This is a genomic window from Sphingomonas sp. BL-S-29 (genome assembly GCF_055521495.1).
In genome coordinates this window covers 1,300,885-1,314,509 of the sequence record NZ_CM145482.1, presented here as the reverse complement: position 1 = coordinate 1,314,509, position 13,625 = coordinate 1,300,885, and the positions used below count along the sequence as shown (strand labels likewise).

Here is a 13,625-nt window from a genome sequence, read left to right as displayed (position 1 = left end):
CGCCGAGCCATATTCGCCATGGTCATGCTTTTGGGATCGTGCCGGGCGTCGCCACCAACCACTGAAGAAACTGTCGCTGCCCTTCAACCCGAAGCGGATGCGGCCTGCCTGTGCGAAGTACACGCCAAGAGAGCGGATCGAGCACAATGCTGGCGCGCGTTCGATGCCAGGATCAGCATGCTGACCAAGGATATAGGGAATTCGAAGGACGCACTGATGCCGACGTCACCCGTTTCCCAATGTCTGGACGACAAGGGGCCGTGCATCGGGAAGTGGTATTCGGTCGATATCGCCAGGTCTCCTCCTATGCGGGTTTGCAGTGCCCGCGATGCCGAGGCGATCGATCAGGCCTTCGAACGCGCCCTCAAGAACGACGATATGTCTGCTGCCGTCGCAGCCGGCCTCGCCGTCGCGCGGCGGGCATCTACACTGATCGTTGACGAGGACGCGCCCCGGAAAGTGGCGCCCGGCAAATAGGCGAAGGACCTAGGCGCTCATCTGCGCCCTAGCACTTAGTGAACTGGCCCTTTTTCGGCCCGGAGGCGAAGTGGCATTTGCCCTTGGCGTCCTTGGTCACGCCGGCGGCGGCGGCATGGGCGGTCGGGCATTTCACGAACTTGCCCTTCGCGTCCTTGCACGGCGCGGCAAGCGCGGGGGTGCTGGAGAGCAGGGCGAGCGAGGCGATGGCGAACAGTGACGTGCGGATCATGACATTCCTCCTGCCGATCTGGTCGGCTGCTGAGGACGCTAGGCCATAGCGAGCGCCCCGGCGGTGACGGCGGCATGACAAAGGCGTCATGGCGTGCCCGGGAACCCGTCACCGGGCCCACCCCTGCCCGGGAGCCAAGGCGGGTTTCAGGGTTCCAACGCGCAATCGTTGAGAATCGTGGTGCCCGCCAGCGCCTGGACGCCACCGCACGAGACCGTGATCGCCATGCCTTTCGCCAGGGGAGCAAGGCGTTCGCGATAGCCGCGCGGAAAGTTGACGATCATGTGGTTGAAGCGCGACCGCCCCTCCAGCGACAGTGCCAGGGTCGGGCCGGGCGTGACCATCGTCGCAATGATGCCCGACACGCGGACCGGCCCGTCATAGCGCAGCGCGGCGCCGCGCGGATTGCTGAAAAAGGCGGAATCCAGCGCCGCCGCAGTGGTGAAGGTCGGGGTGAAGGGCGGCGGCGTGGTCAGCCGATCGGCATCGCGGCGCGCGGCATCGACCGCGCGCTCCGGCTGGACCGGGCCGTCGGCCACCGCGCCGTCTGCCGCTTCTTGCCCGCGATCGGACGCGCCGTCCGCGCCGGGCGCGGCCGCCTGTTGCTGTTCGTTGCCGGCGATCGGGCGCGTACCCTCGCGCTGGCTCCATAGCAGATAGCCGATCACCAATATGGCGAGCACGATGACGAGCGGCAGGATCAGCCGTGCCCCGCCGTTCGCCGGCGCGACCGTCGGCGCGAGCGGCTCGGGCCGGGCATAGCCGGCGGCGTGCGAGGGTGTGGCGGACGCGTCTTCCGTGGATGCGCCGCATTTGGCGCAGAAACGCGCGCCATCGGTAAGCTGGGAACCGCATTGGCTGCAAAAGGCCATCGTCGCTCTCCTCGCAGTGTCGCCGTTATGGCTGTCACGACGCACGGCCGGCGCGGATCGTTCCCCGGCACGAACCGGCGACACCCCCGCCGCGGATCGCCGATTCGCCCCGGACGCGACGTAATGCCCCTTCGCGGCGATGAGTCGAGCTTCAATTAATCACCGTTCATTTGACGTTAATTGAACAGTGATTAATTGAAGGCCGTGGCACAGGACGCCGCGAAAGGCCGCCCGTCGGCGGCCCGAAAAGGAGAACGACCATGAAGCCCAGCATCATCCTTGGCGCGATTGCCGCCATGACCGCGATGGCCAGCCAACCGGCCGCCGCCTATCCGATCAAGACCACTGGGCGCACGCTCGCCAGCCCGCAGCTTGCCGTCGACGTGCTCCGCCAGATCTCGGCCTATTCCAGGGCGACCGGCGGCTGCTCCTTCGTCTTTTCGGCGCACATGCGGGTGATGCCGCGCAGCTATGCGCCGGTCGCGCCGACCATGCCGGCGGTCGCTCGTGGCGGCCATTTCGAAGAGTGGACGGTCAATGCCTGTGCCGCCAAGCAGCGCTTCCAGATCGCGCTGTGGCCGTCGCCGCGCGGCGGCACCGACTTTGCCGTGACGCCGCTCACCGGCCGCATGCCGCTCCACAGCTACTGAGCCCCGGACGCGGTTCGAACGTTATACGCTTGCTGAAAACGGGAGACTAATCATGTTGAACAGGATCAAGAGCACCGTCGCGCTGGGCCTGGCCCTGGCCGCCCTGGCCCCGACCGCCGCCGCGGCCAAGCCGTTGCCCGAATGGTATGGCCGCTATGTCTGGGAGGAACCGCTCGGCCGGGTCGGCGGATCGTCGCCGACGGACAGCATCGCCATCTTCGTCATCTACACGCTGGCGCTCGGGCCGGGCAACGGATCAACCAGTTGCCTGCTGCGCGGCGAGGGATATCAGACCAACCGGCAGATGCAGTGTACCGCAACGCCGCAGGGCAATTCCGTGATCATCAAATTCTACAAATTCGGCCCCGACAATATGGGTGGCGGCGGCTATGCCCTGGGTGCGCCGCTGTTCACCATGACGCGCGCGGGCGGCGGGATCGTCACCCAGTTGCAGGCGCTGAGCCCGTCGAGCGACGCCACGCCGCGCCGTGGCCGGTTGTTCCGGCGCACCGGCTGATCCACCATCACCACGCGGGACGTCCGCCGGCCACGCGCCGGCGGGCGTTGCCGCCCATCGACAAAGGGGGAAACCGACCTTGGGCCGACGCTTCGATCACAGCCGGGAAGAATTGTACGAACTGATCCTCGGCGCCGGGGAGATGCTGATGGCGGAGGTCGGGTACGCCGATTTCTCCGCGCGCGAGGTGGCGAAGCGCATCGGCTATTCGATCGGCACGATCCACAATGTATTCGGCAATGTCGATGGGCTGGTCACCGCGATCAGCACGCGCACCTTCGCCGAATGGGCCGATACGCTCGAGGCCAGCCTGGCCGAGGCGCGGGCGCAGGACGACCGGATCGCCGCGCTGGTCGAGGCCTATTTCCGCTTCGCCCGCGACAATCCCCGCCGCTGGGCCGCGATCTACGACCATCGGCCCGCCGCCGAGACCATCACCCCCGCGCAGCACGAGACGCGCGGCCGGCTGATGAGGATCGTCGTGGCCGAGGTCGCCGCCGCGCTGGGCCGTGCGCCCGACGAAGCGATCGGCACGCTGGCACGGTCGCTCGTCGCCACGGTGCATGGCCATTGCAGCTTCGCGATCACCGGATCCTGGGCGGCGATGGGACAGACGGATGTGGAGGCCGTCGCGCTCGCCCGCGTGCGGGAGAGCATCGCGGCGGCATTGTTGAAACGGGGCACTGCCCCCGACAGCTAGAGAGGTTGAGCCATGACGCGCACCGCACCGCTTCGCCCGGCCGGGATCGGGCCGATCGACCGCTTTGCCGGGATCGCCCCGCAATTCGACTGGACCGGAAAGGACTATCATTATCGCCGCGACGGGTGGGGCGCGCCGATCCCGGTGACGGTCGCCGAGCGCGACATGTTCGTCCGGGCAGGCCGGCACTCCCTGCTGCTGCACCTTGCCGCCATGGCACTCGGCATTCTGGCGGCGGTGCTGCTCGCGGCACGGTTCGACCCGGAGGGGGCCGCCTGGATTCGCGCGGGGATCGGGGCGATCATCGTGTCCGCCATTGGCCTGGCCCTGTATCGATCCCATGTCTGGTCCACCCGCGCGCCGGCGCGCGCGCTGGTCAATCGCCGCCCGGTCGGTCCACCCGGCGACGTGGATGTCGCGCGCTGGCCGGGTTACGGGACGATCCTTCTCGGCGTCTTCGCGGTGATCGTGACCGCCTCGACGCAGACGGCGGCAACGCCGAGTTCGGCCGTCGTCTTCTCGATCGTCGCGATCGTGGCCGGTGTCACGGTCGCCGTCATGAAATGGCGGTTCGAGCGCGTCCTGACACCGGCGCAGCGGGAGCGGGCGGCGCAGTGGCGCGAGGCGGAGCGCATGCGTCACCGATCGCCGCCTCGCGGCTTCGTGAAAAACCTTCTCCTGCTGCTTTTCCTCATCGTCGAGGTTGTGCTGGTGCTGCTCATCTTCATCGGCGTCATGACGGCGAGCATCGATATCGCCGGATCGAGCTGGGAAGACCCGGCGGCTGCCCCGTTCCTGATCGGATTCCTGCTGTCAGGTGTCGGGATCGCCCTCGCGCTGTGGCCGCTCGAGATCTTGTGCAAGCGGCTGACCGGAACCGGGGCGTTGGACGCGTTCAACGGTTTCCCGTTCTGACCGGGCGTCAGGCTCCGCTGGTCTCCGTCGCGGCGGTCGTCCAGCCCAACCCCGGGATAGTGATCGACCGTTTCCCCGACAGGTCGACCCGGGTCACGAAGATGTTGCGGCCCTCGATATAGCTCATCACCCGCCGCGCGCGGCCGAGCGAGCTGGTGCCATAGGTGCGCGCGACCTCCTCGTCGCTGGGGCAGGGTTCGCCCTCGCGCGCGGCGCGGGCGACGAGCAGGAAGGCGCCGAGCATGTCGTCGGGCAGGTCGCCCGCCTGCTCCAGCGCCTGCTGCCATTCTCCGTCGAGCCGGTCGAAGATGCCCGCGCGCGCCGCGGCGAGGCGGCGGGCGAAGGCGGACGGGTCGAGCGGGCTGCGCTTCACCCCGGCCATGCGGCAGCGGACCTGGAAATCCTGGAACAGCACCGCGGCACTGCGGAGCGTCGCCTCGGGATCGTCCATGATCGCGCGGAGCACCTGGACAGTGACCTCCTCCAGCTCCTCGGGCGATTGCTCCGGCGCGCTGTCATGCTCGCGCGGCGGCGTGGCGGCGAGATCCTGCAGCAGCTGGGCGGCGGGCGGCGTACGCGGCGCGGGCGAGACGCCAGGCGGGAGCAACGGGAACAAGGTGCTCGCCGGCTCCTCGATGCCGTCGCGCAGGAAGGTCATCATGTCGTCGGACGGAGCCTGGGGCAGCGGCGTCAGCACCGGGCTGGAGCTGCGCGCGCTGGTTTCCACCGCGCCGATCTTCACCATCACCGGCCGGCGCGAAATCGCGGGGCCGAGGCCGAGGAACGTGCCGCGCGAGAGATCGCGGATCGATTCGGCCTGGCGGCGCTCCATGCCGAGCAGGTCGGCGGCGCGCGCCATGTCGATGTCGAGAAAGGTGCGGCCCATCAGGAAATTGCTCGCCTCGGCCGCGACATTCTTGCTGAGCTTGGCGAGGCGCTGGGTGGCAATGATGCCGGCAAGGCCGCGCTTGCGCCCGCGCGACATCAGGTTCGCCATGGCGGAGAGCGAGGCGCGGCGGACTTCCTCGCTCACCTCGGCGCCGCCGGCGGGGGCGAAGATCTGCGCTTCGTCGACCACGACCAATGCCGGGTACCAATGTTCGCGCGGGGCATCGAACAGGCCGTTCAGAAAGGCGGCGGCGCAGCGCATCTGCCCTTCCATCTCAAGCCCCTCGAGGCTGAGCACCACGGAGGTGCGATGCTCGCGGCAGCGCGCGGCGAAGCGGGTGATCTCGCCCACCGCATAATCGACGGCCTCGATCGCCACATGACCGTACGGCGCGAGGGTGACGAAATCGCCTTCCGGATCGATCACGATCTGCTGCACCTGGCCGGCGCTGCGCTCCATCAGCCGGCGGAGCAGATAGGATTTTCCCGAGCCGGAATTGCCCTGGACGAGCAGACGCGTGGCGAGCAGCTCCTCCAGATCGACATGGACCGATTTGCCCGAGCCGTCCGTGCCCATATCTACCTGAAACGTCATGCGCTGCCCTTGGCGGATCGGAGTGCGCCAGGGCAAGTGCTTAGCGGTGGGCCGCGCCCGTCCGGCCCGGGAGAGGACGCCTGCACGACCGACCAATCCCGATCTGACCGCCCTCCAAACGGAACCATCCGCCCGCCTCGACTATTATGACGGCCTGAAGCGCGGGGGCGACAAACGGAGTGTTGCCATGAACGCGAAGATCATCGGCGCGGCGCTTGCCGTGACGGCCATGATGTCGGCCTCGCCGGCGCTGGCCAGCAAGCGCGATACCGCCCGAACCACGATCGCCGCCGCCGAGGCCAAGATCAGCATGAACGACAAGACCCCGATGGACGGCCGCGCGGCCGACATCCAGGCACGGGCGAGCGCAGCATTGGCCGAGGCCCGGCTGCAATGGAGCCTGAGCAAGGAAGACAAGACCATCGCGGCGGCGACCGAGGCGAGCGCGCTGGCCGATCTGGCTGCCGCGACTCAGCAGAAACAGGCCGCGCAGGACGAAGCGCATGCGCAGGAAACCGCGCTGGCCCCCGTGCCGCCGGCGCCCGTACCGCAATAAGCGTTTGCGGGCTTTCAGGCTTATCCCGATTCAGGAGACAGAGTGATGCGTACCCTAATGATGACGCTGATGGCCGGTGCCGCGATGGCCGTGGCCACCCCGGCCTTTGCCGACAAGACCGACCGCATCGTGGTCGACCAGTACCGCGCCAAGATCGAGGCGGCGCGCGCCGACCCGCTCGTCGCCCGGTACGGCGCGGCCCAGCTTGACGAGGCGACGGCATCGCTGCCCGCGCTGGCCGACGATCTCGACAAGGACAAGGCGGAGCGGGCGCGCGCCTCGATCGTGCGGATCGATGCGCTGATCGCCGCCGCGCGCGCCAATGCGCAGACCGCGATCGCCAAGGACCGCGCGGCCAATGCCGCCGTCGCGAACCAGCAGCGGCTGGCCGAGAGCCAGTCCCAGGCGGAGCAGGCGCGGGCCGATGCCGCCCGCGCGCAGCAGGATGCCGCCGTGGCTCAGGCGGATGCGGCCAAGGCGCAGGCCGATGCCGAGGCCGCACGCAAGCAGCTGGCGGATCTTCAGCTGAAGCAGACCGCTTTGGGCGCGACGCTGGTACTGCAGGACGTGGTGTTCGAGACGGGCAAGGCCGAGCTGAAACCCGGTGCCGAAGCACGGCTGCGGCCGCTCGCCCAATATCTGCAGACCAACACCGCGGTGAAGATCCGCATCGACGGGCATACCGATGCGCAAGGGTCGGACGCGTCCAACCAGCAGCTGTCCCAGGCGCGTGCCGCAGCGGTGCGCACCGCGCTGAGCGGCATGGGCGTCGATGGTGCACGGATCGAAGCGGTCGGGCACGGTGAAAGCCAGCCGGTCGCCGACAACAAGACGGCGCCGGGCCGCCAGCAGAACCGCCGTGTCGAGATCACCCTGGTGGGGCAGCAGCTCGGCCAGGCAGTGGCCGCTACGCCGCAATAACGCTCAAGGGAGAGGGCCGTTAGCGCGAGAAGATCGACGCGCGGCCTTCTTCCCCGGCGGAATGGAAGAAGCGGAGCGCTGCCTGCGTCACCGCGGTCGTGTTGGCGCCATGCGCAAACGCGAGATCGCCCATTACGAGCATGAAAATGGCGGCGAGCACGAACTTCATAGCGTGCAGTCTACCCGCAAGAGATTAACGAATCCTCGACGCCGGGCTCAAACGCGACCCGACGCGCTCGCGGATCCACAGCGCGACGGCCTCCGCGGCGGTGATCGGGATCATGTGGCCGCCATCGATCATCGTCAGCGCGACTCGGGGAACATCGGCCGCGATCCGGGCGCCGTGGATCGCCGGGTCGAGAATCCGGTCGTCCCTGCCAAACAGAATCGCGACCGGCACGGCGAGATCGCCATAGCGCGCGGCCAGCGCCGCCATGTCGGCGCGCGCGGCGGCGAGATCGGTCGAGGCGGCGTGGAAGGCGCCGGGACGCAGCACCAGCTGGCCGCCGCCGAGCGTGGCGAAGTCGGGCGGAACCGGCTCAGGCGCGAATACCGCCACCGCGCCCCTGCTGCCCGATAATAGCCCCACCGGCGTGGCCAGCGTCCAGGCGACGGCGCGGCGCAGCGCGGGCGACGCGATGGCGATACCACGGAACGCCGCCGGCACCTGGTCCTGTGGCTGAGTCAGCGGGGCGATCAGGGCGAGGCCGCCGACCTTGTCGGGATGATCGAGCGCCAGAGCGAGCGCCACCGCGCCGCCGAGCGAATGGCCAACGACCAGCGGCGATTCGAGGTCGAGCGAGTCGATCAGTCCGGCGATCAGCCTGGCCTGGGCAGCGATGGCGGCCGAGGGCGCCGCGGCGGAATAGCCCGAGCCGGGACGGTCAACGAGAATCACGCGGTGATCGGCGACGAGTCGGTCAGCCAGGGCATAGCCGAAATTGCGCATCTGCCCGCCGAGCCCGTGAATCATCACGATGGCCGGGCCATGGCCACGATCGGCATAATGCAGGCGCACCCCGTCGATGGTGACGAACTGGCCGTCGGGCGGCACGTCGCGCTCGATGCGGCGCATGGCGGCACGCGAGAACAGCGCGAGCCCGCCGACCAGGGCCGCCGCGCCCGCCGCGACGGCGGCGGCTATCATTGGCGCATTGCGCCCGGGCATCGGCCGATCGACATGATGACTCTCCTGGCGCTTCATGGCCGCACCATCCTTTCACAGCCGCCCGGCGCTGTCACGTGCGGCGGGCCCTTCGGGAACCAGCGAATCCCCGCGCCGTTCGCGCGCGCCCACCTTGATCCGGAATATACCGCGCCCATATACAAATCACTGTTCAACAACGGAAAGGAGGTGGTCTGATGTCTCATTGTCGTAAGCCGGCCACGGCGAATCATGTGAGCATGGCCTCCAGCGCGGGGGCGTCGCGCGCCTGATTTCCAGCCGTGACCGGCTGACAATGGAAAGGCCGCCCCGAAAAGGGCGGCCTTTTTTATCCCCGCTCCCCGTCAAGACACGGTAGAAGTAAGACTTTTAACACCGGATCGGTGCATAGCGTAAACCATGATGGGGATGGGGGAAGCATATCGGGCAATGGCCCGGCTGCGGTTTGCGCTGGCCGCCATGGTCGTCGCGTGCTGGTCGATTCCGGCCAGCGCCGAGACATTGAAGCTCAACGCCCCGCTGTGCCACGCCGTCTCCGCGCAACGCCTGGCCGATGACGGGCTATCGTCGCTGCGTTTCGCCTGTGACGGGGCGCCGGCCGGCTATCAGGATGAGAGCCTGTGGCTGCGCGCCGACCTCACCCGCCTGCCGGACGATCGCAACGACATGGTCTTGATGGTCCATCAATCCCGTTTCGACCGGCTCGCCGTCCTGTTCTCCTATGCCGACGGCGCCGCGCAATGGCAGCAGGTGCGCAGCGGCGATTATGGATCGCACTGGCGCGCGGGTGGGCAGATCGCCTTCGAGGCGCCGGTGCGGAACGCGCCGCTCGTCGCGGTGACGATGCGGTTCGACAAGCTCGCCAGCCACCATCTGCTGCGCATTCGCCTGCTGAAACGCGGCGATAGCGGCGTCCAGTCCGCCGCGCTGGGCGCGGTGATCGGCGCGGCGCTGACGCTGTTGCTGATCGGCATGATCTACAATCTGTCGCTTGCGCTCGCCGTGCGGCGGCAGTTCCTCGCCTGGCAGGGCGCCTGGGCGGGGTGCATGCTGCTCTGGGGACTGATCTGGTCGGAGATGCATCTTATCGCGGTCCCCGGCATGGCCGGCACGGTCTCCGCGCAGATCTGCACGTTCCTCGCCTGCCTGGCGTTGACCCTGGCGACGGCGACGGTCGTCACCTCGTTCGACGATCGCGCCCTGCCGCGCTGGGCGGGACGATCGACGCTGGCGCTTGGTGTCGCCGTCGGTGTGCTCGGCGTGCCGCTTGCCCTTATCCGCAGCGCGGCGATCGACCTGTTCGGGAACGTCATGGACGTGCTCATCCTGGTCGATCTGGTGCTCGTCACGGCCTGTCTGTCCTGGGCCTGGCGGCGCGGCAGCCGTGAGGCGCGCGACTTTGCCTGGGCATGGGCGCTGCCGATGGCGACCCTTGCCTTTATCCAGTTCGTGAATGTCGAGGACGCCTTCTGGGGTGGCGGTTCGAAGATCATCGTGCTGCTCGCCGCGGCATGGCAGACATTGTGGCTGTCGCTGGCCGCGAGCCGGCGGTTCGCCCATTTCCGCATCGAGCGCGACCATGCGCGTGCCGCGGAAGCGCTGGCGAACGAGCTGGCGCGGCGCGATCCATTGACCGGCCTGCGCAACCGGCGCGGATTCCTCGAGACGATCGAACCGCTGCTCGAACAGGCGCGGGCGGATATGATGCCGGTCGCCCTGCTGCTGATCGACATCGACCGGTTCAAGTCAGTCAACGACGCCCATGGCCATGAGTCGGGCGACAGGGTGCTGCGCTGCATCGCCGAGCGGCTCGAACGCTGGGAAGGGCCGATGTGCGCGGTGGCCCGGCTGGGCGGCGAGGAGTTCGGCCTGATGATCGCGGGGATCGAGGGGTTCGCGCTCGCCTGTTTCGCTGACGGCGTGCGGCTGGAGATCGCGGCATGCGACCATGGCGGGGCGATCGGCGATCGCATCGTGACGGCCAGCATCGGCGTCGCGGAAACCCAGGCGCCGGGCGATTTTCAGCAGCTCTTCCGGCTGGCGGACCGGGGTTTATATGCCGCGAAACAGCAGGGCCGCGACCGGGTGGTGGTACGCCGCTTCACGGCGATGCCGACCGACGCGCCCAAGACACCAGGCGTGCTGCGGGCGCCTTATTAGGGCGACCGCGCCAACGCCTATACCGCGCGGCCCATTCGCCGCTAAATCCCCGTCATGCCATCGCGTGTGAAAATCTTCTTCGACGGCGGATGCCGGCCGGGCGGCATGGAAACCGCGGTCGTGATCGGCGGCAGGGCGCATATCCAGCGCGATCTCGGGCCGGGCACGGGCATGGAGGCCGAATGGCTTGCCCTGATCCACGCGGTGCGCCTGGCGCGGGAGCTTGGCCTGGCTGACCCGCAATTCCTCGGCGATTCGCTCGCGGTGGTGAGCCAGGCCAATGGAGACGCGAAATGCCGGGGCGCCCATATCGGCCATCTCGACGCGTTTCGCAGCCTTGCCCCCGCGGCGCCGCGCATCCGGCATATCAAGCGGTCGCAGAATCTCGCCGGCATCGCACTCGCCCGGCTGCACGCATGATCCTCTACAGTTTCCGCCGCTGCCCCTATGCGATGCGGGCGCGCATGGCGTTGCTGGCGAGCGGGGCGTCTTTCGAGATTCGCGAGATCGTGCTGCGGGACAAGCCGGCGGCGATGATCGCGGCCTCACCCAAGGCAACCGTGCCGGTGCTTGTCCTGGCCGATGGGCAGGTGATCGACGAAAGCATCGATATCATGCGGTGGGCACTTGGACGCGCCGATCCGGAGGATTGGCTGGCCGGGGACGATGCCGCGCTGATCGGCAGCTTTGACGAACAGTTCAAGCATCATCTCGATCGGTACAAATATGCCGACCGGCACAAGGCCGACCCGATCCGGCATCGTCTCGCCGGACTGAGCATACTGCACGAGCTGGAGGAGCGGCTGGCCCCGGCCGGGAGCCTGTGCGGCGAGGCGCGGTCATTGGCCGATATCGCGATCTTCCCGTTCGTGCGGCAATTCGCCTCGGTCGACCGGGCCTGGTTCGACGCGCAGGCGATCCCGCGCGTGCGGGACTGGCTGGAACGGCACACCAGCTCAGCGCTGTTCGAGCGGGCGATGGTGCGACTGAAAGCCTGGACGCCCGGCGACGCGCCGGTCATCTGGTCATGAAGTGTCACAGCTTCGCAACATGAGGGTCCGATAGGGCGAGCATGATCAAGAACTACACCAGCCTCACCCGCCGCGCGGTTCTTGCCGGGGCGGGCGGATCGGCCGCGCTGATCTCGGTCGGCGCGCGCGGGGCGCAGCGCCTGCCGCAGGGTCTGTTCTCGCTCGGCATCGCTTCGGGCGATCCTGCCGCCGATGGTATCGTCTTGTGGACGCGTCTGGCCCCGGAACCGATGGCCGGCGATGGCGGGATGCCGCCGGTCGCGGTGCCGGTGCGCTGGGAAGTCGCCGAGGACGAAGCGTTCGCCCGCATCGTGCGGTCCGGCACGGCCCGCGCCGAGCCGATCTGGGGCCATGCCATGCATGTCGAGGTGACCGGCCTGCGCCCGGCCTCGCGCTATTTCTACCGCTTCATCGCCGGCGGCGAGAAGAGTGCGGTCGGGCGCACCAGCACTGCGCCTGCGCCCGGCGCGGCGGTGGACCGGTTGCGCCTCTGTTTCGGGTCCTGCCAGAAATATGAGGCGGGGTTCTATGCCGCCTATCGCCACATGATCGACGAGGATCCCGACCTGATCCTGTTCCTGGGCGACTATATCTATGAAGGCGCGCCCAACAAGAAGGACGCGGTGCGGCTCCACCGCAATGCGGAACCGGAAGACCTGGCCGGATATCGGGTGCGTTACGCCACCTACAAGCTCGACCCGCTGCTGCAGGCTGCGCACCAGGCGGCACCCTGGGTACTGACCTGGGACGACCATGAGGTGTCCAACGATTATGGCAACGCGCGCGACGCCAACAACAGCGACCCCGCCAGGGTCCTGCTCCGCCGCGCCGCCGCCTATCAGGCTTATTACGAGCACCAGCCGCTACGCGCCGCGACGCGCCCGCACGGGCCGGACATGCAGCTGTATCGCACGCTCGACTGGGGCCGTCTCGCCCAGTTCCAGATCCTCGACGACCGACAATATCGCGGCCTGCCCGCCTGCCAGCCGCCCGGCCTGGCAGAGGCGCACCAGCAATATCTGAGCCTGGTCACCGCCTGTCCCGAACTGGCCAATCCGGACCGCTCGATGCTGGGCCGCCGCCAGGAGCGCTGGCTCGACGACCGGCTGGGCACCACCCGCGCGACCTGGAACATCCTCGCCCAGCAGACACTGATGCATCAGCAGGCGCGGATCGACGAGGACCATCCCGAACGCGGCCGCCAATATCCGGCCGATACCTGGTCGGGCTTTCCCGCGGCGCGCGACCGCATCTTCCGGCGCTGGGTCGAGGCGGGCACCAGTAATCCGCTGGCGCTGGGCGGTGACATCCACGCCTTTGCCGCCGCCGAGATCCGCGATCCGGCCAAGCCCGACGGTCCGCCGATCTCGGCCGAGTTCGTCGGTGGATCGATCACCTCGCTGATGCACGACCCGAGCCTGAAGGCGCTGGCCGGCGAGAACGGCATCGGCTTCACCGAGAATGAGGTGCGCGGCTATGGCCGGGTCGAGCTGACGCCGACCGGCGGCAGCGTGACCTTTCGCGGCCTGACCGACAGCCGCAGGGAGGATTCGGCGATCAGGGACATTGCCCGCTTCGCGCTCGACCCGCGCCAGCCCGGGCTTCACAGCTCCCTGTCATAAGGGCCAAAGGCGCCCTGCGTCGGGAGGAAGACACGCGTGCGCCGTAAGCACGCGCCTGGCTCGGAGGGCTCGCCCGAAGACGGCGGGGCGTCGATTCAAACCTTGTCCCACCTCCCCTATTCCGCACTGCATGTGCACGCCCAAGCCCCCCAAGCCGCAAACCATTCCCGAGCGCCAGGCGCTCAAACTGCCCGATGGCGGCGCCACCGCGCCGCGCGTCGAGGATGATGTTCGCCGACGACGCGCGATGATGGCGTCGGTGTTCCAGGGCATGCTCGGCCAGGGATCGGGACCGTCGACCACGACGGTGTTGGGAGGCTGATG

At 68.4% G+C, this 13,625-nt stretch carries 17 protein-coding genes; 12 read left to right on the top strand and 5 right to left on the bottom strand.

The genetic code is table 11. The annotated features are described in order from the left end of the window. The first annotated feature begins 18 nt into the window (after positions 1-18). Positions 19-477 carry a hypothetical protein gene (locus ACZ1I2_RS06260; protein ID WP_465174738.1) on the top strand — a complete coding sequence of 153 codons (459 nt, stop codon included), beginning with the start codon at positions 19-21 and terminating at the stop codon, positions 475-477. Between the two features lie 28 nt (positions 478-505). Here the strand turns inward: ACZ1I2_RS06260 and ACZ1I2_RS06255 are convergent, their stop codons facing one another. Both ACZ1I2_RS06255 and ACZ1I2_RS06250 read right to left on the bottom strand, forming a co-directional pair. Beyond that, the gene (locus ACZ1I2_RS06255; RefSeq protein WP_465174739.1) at positions 506-709 is read right to left on the bottom strand and encodes a hypothetical protein; all 204 of its coding nucleotides are present in this window, start codon (positions 707-709) and stop codon (positions 506-508) included. Between the two features lie 146 nt (positions 710-855). Continuing rightward, positions 856-1,581, bottom strand: coding sequence for a zinc-ribbon domain-containing protein (locus ACZ1I2_RS06250; RefSeq protein ID WP_465174740.1), 726 nt, complete (start codon positions 1,579-1,581; stop codon positions 856-858). Positions 1,582-1,841: 260 nt separating this feature from the next. On the opposite strand from ACZ1I2_RS06250, the gene ACZ1I2_RS06245 reads away from it, so the two are divergent. The 4 genes from ACZ1I2_RS06245 to ACZ1I2_RS06230 all read left to right on the top strand — a co-directional run bounded on the left by ACZ1I2_RS06245 (position 1,842) and on the right by ACZ1I2_RS06230 (position 4,363). Continuing rightward, positions 1,842-2,231 carry a hypothetical protein gene (locus ACZ1I2_RS06245; RefSeq protein WP_465174741.1) on the top strand — a complete coding sequence of 130 codons (390 nt, stop codon included), beginning with the start codon at positions 1,842-1,844 and terminating at the stop codon, positions 2,229-2,231. Between the two features lie 52 nt (positions 2,232-2,283). Further along, on the top strand, positions 2,284-2,748 hold the full coding sequence (locus ACZ1I2_RS06240) for a DUF5991 domain-containing protein (protein ID WP_465174742.1): 465 nt from the start codon (positions 2,284-2,286) through the stop codon (positions 2,746-2,748). Between the two features lie 79 nt (positions 2,749-2,827). Beyond that, positions 2,828-3,448, top strand: coding sequence for a TetR/AcrR family transcriptional regulator (locus tag ACZ1I2_RS06235; protein ID WP_465174743.1), 621 nt, complete (start codon positions 2,828-2,830; stop codon positions 3,446-3,448). A gap of 12 nt (positions 3,449-3,460) precedes the next feature. Then, positions 3,461-4,363 (top strand): hypothetical protein, encoded by a 903-nt coding sequence (locus ACZ1I2_RS06230; RefSeq protein ID WP_465174744.1) that lies wholly within the window; start codon positions 3,461-3,463, stop codon positions 4,361-4,363. 7 nt (positions 4,364-4,370) lie between these two features. On the opposite strand, the gene ACZ1I2_RS06225 is transcribed toward ACZ1I2_RS06230, so the two are convergent. Then, positions 4,371-5,846, bottom strand: a complete 1,476-nt coding sequence (locus ACZ1I2_RS06225; RefSeq protein ID WP_465174745.1) for an ATP-binding protein — start codon at positions 5,844-5,846, stop codon at positions 4,371-4,373. 187 nt (positions 5,847-6,033) lie between these two features. Here ACZ1I2_RS06225 and ACZ1I2_RS06220 point away from each other — a divergent pair, with 187 nt between their 5' ends. Together ACZ1I2_RS06220 and ACZ1I2_RS06215 are read left to right on the top strand one after the other, a co-directional pair. Then, positions 6,034-6,402 (top strand): hypothetical protein, encoded by a 369-nt coding sequence (locus ACZ1I2_RS06220; RefSeq protein WP_465170546.1) that lies wholly within the window; start codon positions 6,034-6,036, stop codon positions 6,400-6,402. 45 nt (positions 6,403-6,447) lie between these two features. Further along, positions 6,448-7,323, top strand: a complete 876-nt coding sequence (locus ACZ1I2_RS06215; protein ID WP_465174746.1) for an OmpA family protein — start codon at positions 6,448-6,450, stop codon at positions 7,321-7,323. A 19-nt stretch (positions 7,324-7,342) separates the two neighbouring features. Here the strand turns inward: ACZ1I2_RS06215 and ACZ1I2_RS06210 are convergent, their stop codons facing one another. Together ACZ1I2_RS06210 and ACZ1I2_RS06205 are read right to left on the bottom strand one after the other, a co-directional pair. After that, the gene (locus ACZ1I2_RS06210; protein WP_465170548.1) at positions 7,343-7,492 is read right to left on the bottom strand and encodes a hypothetical protein; all 150 of its coding nucleotides are present in this window, start codon (positions 7,490-7,492) and stop codon (positions 7,343-7,345) included. 24 nt (positions 7,493-7,516) lie between these two features. Continuing rightward, positions 7,517-8,527, bottom strand: coding sequence for an alpha/beta fold hydrolase (locus tag ACZ1I2_RS06205; RefSeq protein WP_465181602.1), 1,011 nt, complete (start codon positions 8,525-8,527; stop codon positions 7,517-7,519). A gap of 390 nt (positions 8,528-8,917) precedes the next feature. On the opposite strand from ACZ1I2_RS06205, the gene ACZ1I2_RS06200 reads away from it, so the two are divergent. From ACZ1I2_RS06200 to ACZ1I2_RS06180, 5 genes are all read left to right on the top strand, one after another. Then, complete coding sequence (locus ACZ1I2_RS06200) at positions 8,918-10,648, top strand: GGDEF domain-containing protein (protein ID WP_465174748.1); 1,731 nt, start codon at positions 8,918-8,920, stop codon at positions 10,646-10,648. A 54-nt stretch (positions 10,649-10,702) separates the two neighbouring features. Next, on the top strand, positions 10,703-11,068 hold the full coding sequence (locus ACZ1I2_RS06195) for a reverse transcriptase-like protein (RefSeq protein ID WP_465174749.1): 366 nt from the start codon (positions 10,703-10,705) through the stop codon (positions 11,066-11,068). After that, on the top strand, positions 11,065-11,679 hold the full coding sequence (locus ACZ1I2_RS06190) for a glutathione S-transferase (RefSeq protein WP_465174750.1): 615 nt from the start codon (positions 11,065-11,067) through the stop codon (positions 11,677-11,679). The genes ACZ1I2_RS06195 and ACZ1I2_RS06190 overlap by 4 nt, the downstream gene beginning before the upstream one ends. A gap of 41 nt (positions 11,680-11,720) precedes the next feature. After that, on the top strand, positions 11,721-13,301 hold the full coding sequence (locus ACZ1I2_RS06185) for an alkaline phosphatase D family protein (protein ID WP_465174751.1): 1,581 nt from the start codon (positions 11,721-11,723) through the stop codon (positions 13,299-13,301). A gap of 130 nt (positions 13,302-13,431) precedes the next feature. After that, a complete protein-coding gene (locus ACZ1I2_RS06180) occupies positions 13,432-13,623 on the top strand; it encodes a hypothetical protein (RefSeq protein WP_465170554.1) in 192 nt (63 codons plus the stop codon). The last annotated feature ends 2 nt before the right edge of the window (positions 13,624-13,625 follow it).

What these genes read in the sequence shown, in the direction of transcription:
- ACZ1I2_RS06260 (WP_465174738.1), top strand. Translation starts at nt 19, where the DNA reads ATGGTCATGCTTTTGGGATCGTGCCGGGCGTCGCCACCAACCACTGAA.
- ACZ1I2_RS06255 (WP_465174739.1), bottom strand. Translation starts at nt 709, where the DNA reads ATGATCCGCACGTCACTGTTCGCCATCGCCTCGCTCGCCCTGCTCTCC.
- ACZ1I2_RS06250 (WP_465174740.1), bottom strand. Translation starts at nt 1,581, where the DNA reads ATGGCCTTTTGCAGCCAATGCGGTTCCCAGCTTACCGATGGCGCGCGT.
- ACZ1I2_RS06245 (WP_465174741.1), top strand. Translation starts at nt 1,842, where the DNA reads ATGAAGCCCAGCATCATCCTTGGCGCGATTGCCGCCATGACCGCGATG.
- ACZ1I2_RS06240 (WP_465174742.1), top strand. Translation starts at nt 2,284, where the DNA reads ATGTTGAACAGGATCAAGAGCACCGTCGCGCTGGGCCTGGCCCTGGCC.
- ACZ1I2_RS06230 (WP_465174744.1), top strand. Translation starts at nt 3,461, where the DNA reads ATGACGCGCACCGCACCGCTTCGCCCGGCCGGGATCGGGCCGATCGAC.
- ACZ1I2_RS06225 (WP_465174745.1), bottom strand. Translation starts at nt 5,846, where the DNA reads ATGACGTTTCAGGTAGATATGGGCACGGACGGCTCGGGCAAATCGGTC.
- ACZ1I2_RS06220 (WP_465170546.1), top strand. Translation starts at nt 6,034, where the DNA reads ATGAACGCGAAGATCATCGGCGCGGCGCTTGCCGTGACGGCCATGATG.
- ACZ1I2_RS06215 (WP_465174746.1), top strand. Translation starts at nt 6,448, where the DNA reads ATGCGTACCCTAATGATGACGCTGATGGCCGGTGCCGCGATGGCCGTG.
- ACZ1I2_RS06210 (WP_465170548.1), bottom strand. Translation starts at nt 7,492, where the DNA reads ATGAAGTTCGTGCTCGCCGCCATTTTCATGCTCGTAATGGGCGATCTC.
- ACZ1I2_RS06205 (WP_465181602.1), bottom strand. Translation starts at nt 8,527, where the DNA reads ATGAAGCGCCAGGAGAGTCATCATGTCGATCGGCCGATGCCCGGGCGC.
- ACZ1I2_RS06200 (WP_465174748.1), top strand. Translation starts at nt 8,918, where the DNA reads ATGGCCCGGCTGCGGTTTGCGCTGGCCGCCATGGTCGTCGCGTGCTGG.
- ACZ1I2_RS06195 (WP_465174749.1), top strand. Translation starts at nt 10,703, where the DNA reads ATGCCATCGCGTGTGAAAATCTTCTTCGACGGCGGATGCCGGCCGGGC.
- ACZ1I2_RS06190 (WP_465174750.1), top strand. Translation starts at nt 11,065, where the DNA reads ATGATCCTCTACAGTTTCCGCCGCTGCCCCTATGCGATGCGGGCGCGC.
- ACZ1I2_RS06185 (WP_465174751.1), top strand. Translation starts at nt 11,721, where the DNA reads ATGATCAAGAACTACACCAGCCTCACCCGCCGCGCGGTTCTTGCCGGG.
- ACZ1I2_RS06180 (WP_465170554.1), top strand. Translation starts at nt 13,432, where the DNA reads ATGTGCACGCCCAAGCCCCCCAAGCCGCAAACCATTCCCGAGCGCCAG.